The sequence below is a fragment of the Rhodoferax sp. genome (assembly GCF_039922535.1).
Taxonomy (GTDB): domain Bacteria; phylum Pseudomonadota; class Gammaproteobacteria; order Burkholderiales; family Burkholderiaceae_C; genus Rhodoferax_B.
In genome coordinates this window covers 23,467-32,735 of record NZ_JBDTEM010000415.1, presented here as the reverse complement: position 1 = coordinate 32,735, position 9,269 = coordinate 23,467, and the positions used below count along the sequence as shown (strand labels likewise).

Below are 9,269 nucleotides of genomic sequence, written 5' to 3'. Positions count from 1 at the left end.
CGCCAACGGCTTCATCGCCAAGGTCGGGCTCGCGGGCTTCGAGCGTCACTTTCCCAAACAGCTATCCGGCGGCATGCAGCAGCGCACGGCGATTGCGCGGGCCCTGGCCAACGACCCGAAGATTCTGCTGCTCGACGAGCCCTTTGGCGCGCTGGACAACCAGACCCGGGTGCTGATGCAAGAGCTGCTGCTGGGCATATGGGAATCTGCGCGCAAAACCGTGCTGTTCGTTACCCACGACATCGACGAAGCCATCTTCATGGCCAACCGGGTGGCGGTGTTCAGCGCCCGGCCGGGCCGCATCAAATCGGACATCGCGGTGGACCTGCCGCACCCGCGCCACTACACGCTCAAGACCACACCCGAATTCATGCAGCTCAAGGCTCGGCTCACCGAAGAGATCCGCGCCGAGTCGATGGCGGCGGACCATTAAAACGCCGCCCCGCCCTGTTATCGTAGTTCAATGGTCACCAAACGCACTTCTCCAGCCTCCCCTGTCGCTACGCCGCCCATGGTCCGCTACCAGCACATCAAAGACTTTGTGGCAGGCAAGATCCAGGACGGCACCTGGACCCCTGGCGACCGCCTGCCGTCCGAGAACGACCTGGTGCTGCAGTTCGGCATGTCGCGCATGACCGTGAACCGCGCGCTGCGCGAGTTGCAAGAGCAGGGCCGCATCCGCCGCGTGGCCGGTGTGGGCAGCTTTGTGGCCGACGACAAACCCCAGGCCAACCTGCTGCAGATCGCCCGCCTGGCCGACGACATCCGCCGCCGCGGCCACGACTACCACTGCCAGATGGTCACCATCGAACGCATCTCGGCCACGCTGGAAGTGGCCGCTGCGCTGGGCCTGCACACCGGCGAGTCGGTGTTCCATACCGTCTGCGTGCACTTAGAGGACGGCGTGGCCATGCAGCTGGAAGACCGCTTCGTCAACCCGCGCATGGCGCCTGACTTTGGTGGCCAGGATTTCCAAACCGAGCAGCCGTCTGACTACCTGGTGCGCACCGTGCTGTTCGACCAGATGGAGCATGTGGTGGATGCCGTGTTGCCCACCGCCGAGCAGGCCGCCCTGCTGCAAATGGATGCCCACCAACCCTGCCTGCTGCTGACCCGCCGCACCTGGATGCGCGACGTACCCATTACTTTGGTGCGCTGCCTGCACCCCGGCGCACGCTACCGGCTGGGCAGCCGTTTCCGCACCGATGGGAATGCGGTCACGAGCTAAACACACTCGGGGTTAAAAACTCCCGGCGAAGCGGTAGCGCGATGCCGGGTGCCACATGGCCGCCACCGAGGCGACGTGGCCTTGCGAATAGGTACGGCGGCGCAACACCAGGCAGGGCTCCTGGGCTGGCATATGCAGCATTTCGGCGGTAGCGGGGGTCGGCTGGCCGGCCTCGATCACAAAGCGCACACCTTGTAGCGGCGCGACCCGCATCAGGTATTCATTGGCGGTGTGGGTGCGAAAGTCCTGGTTCAAATAATCCGGGGCGACAAACGGATTGACATGGCGGTCCTCCACCTGGATCGCCACACCGTCCTCGAAATGCACCACGATGGTATGGAACAAGGGATGGCCCAGCTTCACCTCGAACTGGGTGGCCAGCGCGGTGTCGGCCTTGCAGCGCTCGGCCAAATGCAGCTCGCTGGTGTGCACGTGGCCGCGCATTTTGACTTCTTCGGCGATGTTGCGGATCTCGACCAGCGTCGCCTGGTACTTTTGCTGCGCCACAAAGGTGCCTGAACCCTGCACGCGCACCACAATGCGGTCATTGCTGAGCTCTCGCAGTGCACGCCCCACGGTCATGCGCGACACGCCAAAGCTTTTGGCCAGGTGCTCTTCGCCCGGAATGGCATCGCCTTCTTGCCAAGCCCCCGACTGGATTTGCGCCAAAACATGGCGTTTGATGCGCTCAAACGCGGGCAAAGCGCCGTCTGCGGCCTCGTCTAGCCCCTCAGCGGGTGCGCGAGGCACCAGATCAGGGTTTTCCTTAGACCGCACAACCTTGAGTTTTGTAGACATAACAAATTATGATCGAGAAAGTTGTAAATACAACTTGGTTGATTGGCATGCTTGTTGCATTCAGTAAATTTCATTAAAGACCATGAAACCACCACTGCTTGCAATCCAGTTCGCCGCAAAAGTTGTACCCCATTCAACCTCGGTTCTTTTCCTTTCCTCCCCTTTTACGCCAAGGACGCTGCCATGACCACCCAAGACCCCCGCTTCGATGCCAGCCGCGAAATCCGCGCCCCGCGTGGCAGCACGCTGAACTGCAAAAACTGGATCGCTGAGGCCGCCTACCGCATGCTGCAAAACAACCTCGACCCCGAGGTGGCCGAGGACCCGAAAAACCTGGTGGTCTACGGTGGCATTGGCCGCGCGGCCCGCAACTGGGCCTGTTTTGACCAGATCCTGGCCTCGCTGAAGGTGTTGGAGGACGACGAAACCCTGCTGGTACAAAGCGGCAAACCGGTCGGCGTGTTCAAAACCCACACCAACGCCCCGCGCGTGCTGATCGCCAACTCCAACCTCGTGCCCAAGTGGGCCAACTGGGAACACTTCCACGAACTGGACCGCAAAGGCCTGTTCATGTACGGCCAGATGACGGCGGGCAGCTGGATCTACATCGGCAGCCAGGGCATCGTGCAGGGCACGTTCGAGACCTTCGTCGAAGCCGGTCGCCAGCATTTCAACAACGACTGGACCGGCAAATGGATTTTGACCGCCGGTCTGGGCGGCATGGGTGGCGCGCAGCCGCTGGCCGCCACTCTGGCGGGTGCGGTGTCGCTGAACATCGAGTGCCAGCAAAGCAGCATTGACTTCCGCCTGCGCACCCGCTACGTGGACAAACAGGCCCGCGACATTGACCATGCACTGGAACTGATCCAACAGCACTGCGATGCCAAGGAAGCCGTGTCCATCGCCCTGCTGGGCAATGCCGCCGACGTGCTGCCCGAGCTGGTGCGCCGCGCCAAGGCGGGCGCCATCAAGCCCGATCTGGTGACCGACCAGACCTCGGCCCACGACCTGGTCAATGGCTACCTGCCCACCGGCTGGAGCGTGGCCGACTGGAAGGCCGCGCAAAAGAACCCGGCCCAGCACGCCGCCCTGACCGCCGCCGCCGCCCAGAGCTGCGCCGTGCACGTGCAGGCCATGCTGGACTTCCAGGCCATGGGCATCCCCACGGTGGACTACGGCAACAACATCCGCCAGGTGGCCTTTGATGTGGGCGTGAAAAATGCCTTCGACTTCCCCGGCTTTGTGCCCGCCTACATCCGCCCGCTGTTCTGCGAAGGCAAGGGCCCGTTCCGCTGGGTGGCCTTGTCGGGTGACCCGGAAGACATCTTCAAGACCGATGCCAAGATCAAAGAGCTGTTCCCAAACAACCACCACACCCACCGCTGGCTGGACATGGCGCGTGAACGCATCGCCTTTCAGGGCCTGCCCGCGCGCATCTGCTGGCTGGGCCTGGGCGAGCGCCACATCGCCGGCCTGGCCTTCAATGAGATGGTGAAAAACGGTGAGCTCAAAGCGCCCATCGTCATCGGCCGCGACCACCTGGACACGGGTTCCGTGGCCAGCCCGAACCGCGAAACCGAATCCATGATGGACGGCACCGATGCCGTCAGCGACTGGCCGTTGCTCAACGCGCTGCTGAACACGGCGGGTGGTGCCAGCTGGGTCAGCCTGCACCACGGCGGCGGGGTCGGCATGGGCTATTCGCAGCACTCCGGCATGGTCATCGTGGCCGACGGCACGGATGCCGCCGCCGAGCGCCTGGCCCGCGTGCTGGTCAACGACAGCGGCTCCGGTGTGATGCGCCACGCCGATGCCGGTTATGAGATTGCGATTGCCACAGCCAAGAAACAAGGCCTGAACCTGCCCATGGTGAAGTAACTACGACCGCTACTTTATTTATAGCTGCCAGCGCCGGTATGCCTTGCGCTAGCGGCACTTTTTATCCAAATTTCTCCATTCCCTCAACCTCTCCGAAAGTAAGACCATGACCATTTCGCCACGATTCACCGCCAGCCTGCTGGCCTTGGGCCTCCTGGCCTGCGCCGCACCGGCCCAGGCCAAAGACTGGAAGTCCGTCACCATCGCCACCGAAGGCGCCTACGAACCCTGGAACCTGACCCTGCCCGGCGGCAAGCTCGGCGGCTTCGAAGTCGAGATGGTGGAAGACCTGTGCAAGCGCGCGCAAATCACCTGCAAGCTGGTGGTGCAAAACTGGGACGGCATGATCGCCGGCCTGAAAGCGGGCAAGTACGACGTGATGATGGACTCCATCGTCATCACCGAAGAGCGCAAGAAAGAAATTGCCTTCTCGGCCCCCTACGCCTCTACCTCGGCCAGTTTTGTGGCCGCTACCGGCAAACTGTTGCCCGAATCCAAGGGCCCCACCCTGAAGCTGGGCACCGACGCAAAAGCCGTGCGCGCCGCCATCGAGCCCCTGCGCGCCGCCCTCAAGGGCAAGACCATCGGCATCGCCTCGGGCACCGTCTACACCGCCTTCATGGACGCGCACTTCAAGGACATCGCCACCATCCGCGAATACAGCGCCTCGGCCGACACCATGCTGGACCTGAAGGCTGGTCGCATCGATGCCGCGTTTGACGACGTGACCCTGATCAACTCCATCCTGGAAAAACCCGACAGCAAGGGCCTGGCCTACACCGGCCCCAAGATCGGCGGCCTGGTGTTTGGTGAAGGCGAAGCCCTGGGCTTTCGCAAAGCCGATGCCGACCTGAAAGCCAAGTTCGACGTGGCCATCAAGGCTGCACTGGCCGACGGCACGGTGAAGAAGCTGTCGCTGAAGTGGTTCAAAACCGATTTGACCAACACCCTTTAATCCACGCTGCGGCCACCGCAACCATCCTTACCGAAAGACCATGATGGAATTGTTCGACATGCTGGGGTTTGGCGAGCAAGGCTGGGGCTCGGCCCTGCTCCTCGCCACCCTGTTGACGGTTGCCCTGACGCTGTGCGGCTTGCTGGTGGGCGCGGTGTTCGGCGCGCTGGTCGCCGCCGCCAAGCTGTCGCCACGGCGCGGCTGGCGCGCGCTGGGCGAGCTGTACTCGACCGTGTTTCGGGGCATCCCGGAGCTGCTGGTGATCTACCTGTTTTACTTCGGCGGCTCCACCGCCATCACCGCCATTGGCCAGTGGTTTGGGGCCGAGGGTTTTATCGCCACGCCACCGTTTCTGGTGGGGGCGCTGGCGGTTGGCATGATTTCCGGCTCGTACCAGGCCGAGGTCTACCGCGGTGCCTACCTGGCCGTGGTGCAAGGCGAGCTGGAGGCCGCACGCTCCATCGGCATGCCCACGCTGATGTTGGCGCAACGCATTTTGATGCCGCAGATTTTTCGTCTGTCGCTGCCCGGCTTGGGCAACGTCTGGCAGATGAGCCTGAAGGACTCGGCCCTGATCTCGGTTACCGGCCTGGCCGAGCTGATGCGCACCACCCAGATCGGTGCCGGTTCCACCCGCCAGTACTTCACCTTCTACATCGTCGGCGGCCTTATTTATCTGGTGCTGACGGGCATGTCGAACCAGGTTTTTGGCCGCTCCGAACGCCACATGAACAAATCGCAACGCCGCAGCCTGGCCGGAGGCCACTGACATGGACATCGACTTCCTACTCGACACCCTGGGCAAGCTGCTGGCCGCTGTGCCGACCACGCTGGGCCTGTTCTTTTTGTCGCTGCTGTGCGGCGGCCTGCTGTCGCTGGTGATCGTGGCCATGCGCGTCAGCGCCTACCCGGCATTGAGTTGGTTCGCACGCGGCTATGTGCTGGTGTTCCGCGGCTCGCCGCTGCTGATCCAGCTGTTCCTGGTCTATTACGGCCTGGGCCAGTTTGAAGTGGTGCGCAACAGCGTCTTCTGGCTGGTGCTGCGCTCGCCCTACTCCTGCGCCGTCCTGGCACTGGCCCTATGCACAGCGGGCTACACGGCCGAGATCTTGCGCGGCGGGCTGATGGCCGTACCCCATGGCCAGATTGAAGCCGGGCTGGCCACCGGCATGTCACGCTGGACGCTGCTACAGCGCGTGATCGCCCCTATCGCGCTGCGCCAATGCCTGCCCGCTTACTCCACCGAGGCGGTGCTGCTGGTGAAATCCACCGCGCTGGCCAGCCTGGTGACGGTATGGGACGTGACCGGTGTGGCCCAGCAGATCATCCAGCGCACCTACCGCACCATGGAGGTGTTTATCTGCGCCGCCGCCATCTACCTGGTGCTGAACTTTCTGCTGGTGCGCGCCGTGGCCCTGCTAGAGCATCGGCTGTCACCGCACCTGCGCAAACGGCCCCACAGTACCCCGACCGTCCAAACGGCATGAATCCCCAAACTTTCATGGCTCCAGCGGCAGGGCCGCCCTGGAGCATGAAAGCTATTTCACGTTAACGCCATGACCACACCTACGCTATCCACCACCGGCATCCACAAATCCTTTGGCAGCCACCACGTGCTCAAGGGCATCACCCTGGATGCCCACAAGGGCGATGTGATCTCGATCCTGGGGGCCAGCGGCTCGGGCAAGAGCACCTACCTGCGCTGCATCAACCTGCTGGAAACACCCGACGAGGGCAGCATGCAGCTGGACGGCGAGGTGCTGAAAGTGCGCCAACGCAAAGACGGCCGCATGGAGGCCATGGACCGCAAGCAGGTCGAACGCATGCGCTCGCAACTGGCCATGGTGTTCCAGAGCTTCAACCTGTGGTCGCACATGACGGTGCTGCAGAACCTGATCGAAGGCCCGATGCGGGTGCAAAAGCGCCCCCGCGCCGAATGCGTGGAAGAGGCCGACCAGTTGCTGCAACGCGTCGGCCTGTTCGAGCGGCGCGACTACTACCCGGCGCACCTTTCGGGCGGCCAGCAGCAACGCGTGGCGATTGCCCGCGCGCTGGCCATGCGCCCGCAGGTCATGCTGTTTGACGAACCCACCTCGGCGCTCGACCCCGAGCTGGTTGGCGAAGTGCTGAAAGTGATGCGCTCCCTGGCCGAAGAAGGCCGCACCATGCTGGTGGTGACCCACGAAATGGGTTTTGCGCGGAATGTGTCCAACCGCGTCGTCTTCATGCACCAGGGCGTGATCGACGTAGAGGGCGCGCCCGCCGACGTGTTTGGCACGCACGCCACCGAGCGCTTTCGCCAGTTCACCTCCAGCCACCAAGATCGGGCCGCTGCATGACAGATTCCGCACACCCCGTTGTACTGGGCGATAGCCCTCTGGGCTACCGAGATTTGGTCGCTGTGGCCCGCGATGGCGCGCGGCTGGAGATATCAGAACCCGCCTGGGCGCGCATCGGCAACGCCCAGGCAATCGTGCAGCGCATCGTGGCCAGCGGCGAACGGGCTTACGGCATCAGCACCGGCCTAGGGGCCTTGAGCAATGTGCTGCTGCACGGCGAGCAGTTGGCCCAGCTCTCGCACAACACGCTGCTCAGCCATGCCTGCGGCGTGGGGCCGCTGCTGAGCGTGCCGCAAACCCGCGCCATCATCGTGGCGGCGCTGGCCAACTTCTGCCAGGGCTATTCGGGCCTGCAGCCCCAGGTGGTGGCGGGCCTGCAGACGCTGCTGAACGCAGGCATCACGCCCTGCGTGCCGTCGCAAGGCTCGGTGGGCTACCTCACGCACATGGCGCACATCGGCGTGGCGCTGCTGGGCGTGGGCGATGTGCTCTGGCAGGGCCGCACCCTGCCCGCAGCGGAAGCGTTGGCCACCAATGGCCTGCAACCCCTGGTGCTGGGCGCGAAAGACGGCCTGTGCCTGGTCAACGGCACGCCCTGTATGACGGGGCTGGCCGCACTGGCCTTGGCCGACGTAGAGCGCTTGGCCGATTGGGCCGACGTGACCGGGGCCATGAGCTTCGAAGCCCTGCGCGGGCAAATCGCAGCCTTCGATGCCGACATCCTGGCCCTCAAACCCCACCCCGGCATGCAGCGGGTAGGCCAGCGTTTGCGCAGCCTGCTGGCGGGCAGCGAGGTGATCGCCAGCAGCTACGGGCTGCGCACGCAAGACGCACTCAGCATCCGCTCCATGCCGCAAATCCACGGGGCCTGCCGCGACCAGATCGCCCACGCGATACAACAGATCGAGATTGAACTGAATTCCGCCACCGACAACCCGCTGCTGCTGGGCACGCCCCAGGCCTACCGCGTCATGTCGCAGGCCAACCCGCACGGCGAATCGGTGGCCATGGCCTGCGACCTGTTGCGCATCGCCGCGGCCGAGCTGGGCGGCGTGGCCGAACGGCGGCTGGACCGGCTGGTGAACCCAGTGCTCAGCGGCCTGCCCGCATTTCTGGTGGCCGAGCCGGGGGTCCATTCAGGCCTGATGATTGCGCAGTACACCGCCGCCTCGCTGGTCGGCGAAAACCGCCGCCTGGCCCAGCCGGTGGTGGTAGACAACTTCGTCACCTCCGGCGGGCAAGAAGACCACCTGAGCCTGGGCACCACCGCCGCGCTGGACCTGCACAAGTCACTGGAGAACCTGACACAAATCTTGGCGATTGAATATCTGCTGGCCGCCCAGGCGCTAGAGTTTTTGAAAGCACAGCGCTTCGGCGAAGGCACCGGCCGGGCCAGGCAACTGCTGCGCCAGCACGTGCCGTCCTTCGATGCCGACCGCTTCCTGGCCCCCGACATTGCGCAGGCCGCCACGCTGCTACGGACCCCGTTCGCATGATCCACACTTTTGACACCGCCGCCCTGCCCGCCACGCCGTGGAAAAACGGCGGCGGCACCACCCGTGAAATCGTCTGCCAGCCGCCCGGCGCGGGCATGGACAGCTTCGACTGGCGCGTCAGCATTGCCAGCATCGCCAAGGCGGGGCCGTTCTCGGCGTTCCCGGGAATCGACCGCGTGATCCTGCTGCTGGACGGCGCGGGTGTGCACTTGCAGGGCGGCGACATCAACCACCGGCTGGACACGCCCGGCCAGCCGTTCGCGTTCTCTGGCGACGTGGCGCTGGGCTGCACGCTGCTGGGGGGTGCATCGACCGACTTCAACGTCATGGCGCGGCGCGGGCGGGTGCGGGCGGATGTGCGGATACTGGCTGCCGCCGAAGACATCGCCGCTTCCAGCGGCCTGCTGATGGTGCTGCGCGGCAGTTGGCAAGTAGGTGATGCCCGTTGCGCTCCGGGCCAGGGCTTGTGGTGGGATGCGGCGGTGCAGTTGTCGGTGACGCCGCAGACTGCTGCCGCATTATTGATAGCAGTTTCTTTAAGCCAAACAGGCTGCTAGCGTAGGTAGCACCTGCGC

At 64.2% G+C, this 9,269-nt stretch carries 10 protein-coding genes; 9 read left to right on the top strand and 1 reads right to left on the bottom strand.

Annotation, left to right across the window (positions count from 1 at the left end):
- Together ABI213_RS19910 and hutC (ABI213_RS19905) are read left to right on the top strand one after the other, a co-directional pair.
- Positions 1-433 (top strand): ABC transporter ATP-binding protein (locus ABI213_RS19910; protein WP_348028376.1); only part of this gene is annotated, 433 nt, incomplete at its 5' end.
- 30 nt (positions 434-463) lie between these two features.
- Positions 464-1,228, top strand: coding sequence for a histidine utilization repressor (gene hutC, locus ABI213_RS19905; RefSeq protein WP_348007572.1), 765 nt, complete (start codon positions 464-466; stop codon positions 1,226-1,228).
- 12 nt (positions 1,229-1,240) lie between these two features.
- Here the strand turns inward: hutC (ABI213_RS19905) and hutC (ABI213_RS19900) are convergent, their stop codons facing one another.
- A complete protein-coding gene (gene hutC, locus ABI213_RS19900; protein ID WP_348007573.1) occupies positions 1,241-2,026 on the bottom strand; it encodes a histidine utilization repressor in 786 nt (261 codons plus the stop codon).
- A gap of 183 nt (positions 2,027-2,209) precedes the next feature.
- On the opposite strand from hutC (ABI213_RS19900), the gene hutU reads away from it, so the two are divergent.
- The 7 genes from hutU to ABI213_RS19865 all read left to right on the top strand — a co-directional run bounded on the left by hutU (position 2,210) and on the right by ABI213_RS19865 (position 9,251).
- Positions 2,210-3,904 carry a urocanate hydratase gene (hutU, locus tag ABI213_RS19895; RefSeq protein ID WP_348007574.1) on the top strand — a complete coding sequence of 565 codons (1,695 nt, stop codon included), beginning with the start codon at positions 2,210-2,212 and terminating at the stop codon, positions 3,902-3,904.
- 106 nt (positions 3,905-4,010) lie between these two features.
- Positions 4,011-4,859 (top strand): transporter substrate-binding domain-containing protein, encoded by an 849-nt coding sequence (locus ABI213_RS19890; RefSeq protein ID WP_348007575.1) that lies wholly within the window; start codon positions 4,011-4,013, stop codon positions 4,857-4,859.
- A gap of 43 nt (positions 4,860-4,902) precedes the next feature.
- Entirely contained in the window at positions 4,903-5,628 is a 726-nt protein-coding gene (locus ABI213_RS19885; protein WP_348028378.1) for an ABC transporter permease subunit, read from the top strand.
- A gap of 1 nt (position 5,629) precedes the next feature.
- Entirely contained in the window at positions 5,630-6,346 is a 717-nt protein-coding gene (locus ABI213_RS19880; RefSeq protein ID WP_348006247.1) for an ABC transporter permease subunit, read from the top strand.
- A gap of 69 nt (positions 6,347-6,415) precedes the next feature.
- On the top strand, positions 6,416-7,198 hold the full coding sequence (locus ABI213_RS19875) for an ATP-binding cassette domain-containing protein (protein ID WP_348028374.1): 783 nt from the start codon (positions 6,416-6,418) through the stop codon (positions 7,196-7,198).
- On the top strand, positions 7,195-8,694 hold the full coding sequence (gene hutH, locus ABI213_RS19870) for a histidine ammonia-lyase (RefSeq protein ID WP_348006245.1): 1,500 nt from the start codon (positions 7,195-7,197) through the stop codon (positions 8,692-8,694). The genes ABI213_RS19875 and hutH overlap by 4 nt, the downstream gene beginning before the upstream one ends.
- A complete protein-coding gene (locus ABI213_RS19865) occupies positions 8,691-9,251 on the top strand; it encodes a HutD family protein (protein ID WP_348006244.1) in 561 nt (186 codons plus the stop codon). The genes hutH and ABI213_RS19865 overlap by 4 nt, the downstream gene beginning before the upstream one ends.
- The last annotated feature ends 18 nt before the right edge of the window (positions 9,252-9,269 follow it).

What these genes read in the sequence shown, in the direction of transcription:
- hutC (WP_348007572.1), top strand. Translation starts at nt 464, where the DNA reads ATGGTCACCAAACGCACTTCTCCAGCCTCCCCTGTCGCTACGCCGCCC.
- hutC (WP_348007573.1), bottom strand. Translation starts at nt 2,026, where the DNA reads ATGTCTACAAAACTCAAGGTTGTGCGGTCTAAGGAAAACCCTGATCTG.
- hutU (WP_348007574.1), top strand. Translation starts at nt 2,210, where the DNA reads ATGACCACCCAAGACCCCCGCTTCGATGCCAGCCGCGAAATCCGCGCC.
- ABI213_RS19890 (WP_348007575.1), top strand. Translation starts at nt 4,011, where the DNA reads ATGACCATTTCGCCACGATTCACCGCCAGCCTGCTGGCCTTGGGCCTC.
- ABI213_RS19885 (WP_348028378.1), top strand. Translation starts at nt 4,903, where the DNA reads ATGGAATTGTTCGACATGCTGGGGTTTGGCGAGCAAGGCTGGGGCTCG.
- ABI213_RS19880 (WP_348006247.1), top strand. Translation starts at nt 5,630, where the DNA reads ATGGACATCGACTTCCTACTCGACACCCTGGGCAAGCTGCTGGCCGCT.
- ABI213_RS19875 (WP_348028374.1), top strand. Translation starts at nt 6,416, where the DNA reads ATGACCACACCTACGCTATCCACCACCGGCATCCACAAATCCTTTGGC.
- hutH (WP_348006245.1), top strand. Translation starts at nt 7,195, where the DNA reads ATGACAGATTCCGCACACCCCGTTGTACTGGGCGATAGCCCTCTGGGC.
- ABI213_RS19865 (WP_348006244.1), top strand. Translation starts at nt 8,691, where the DNA reads ATGATCCACACTTTTGACACCGCCGCCCTGCCCGCCACGCCGTGGAAA.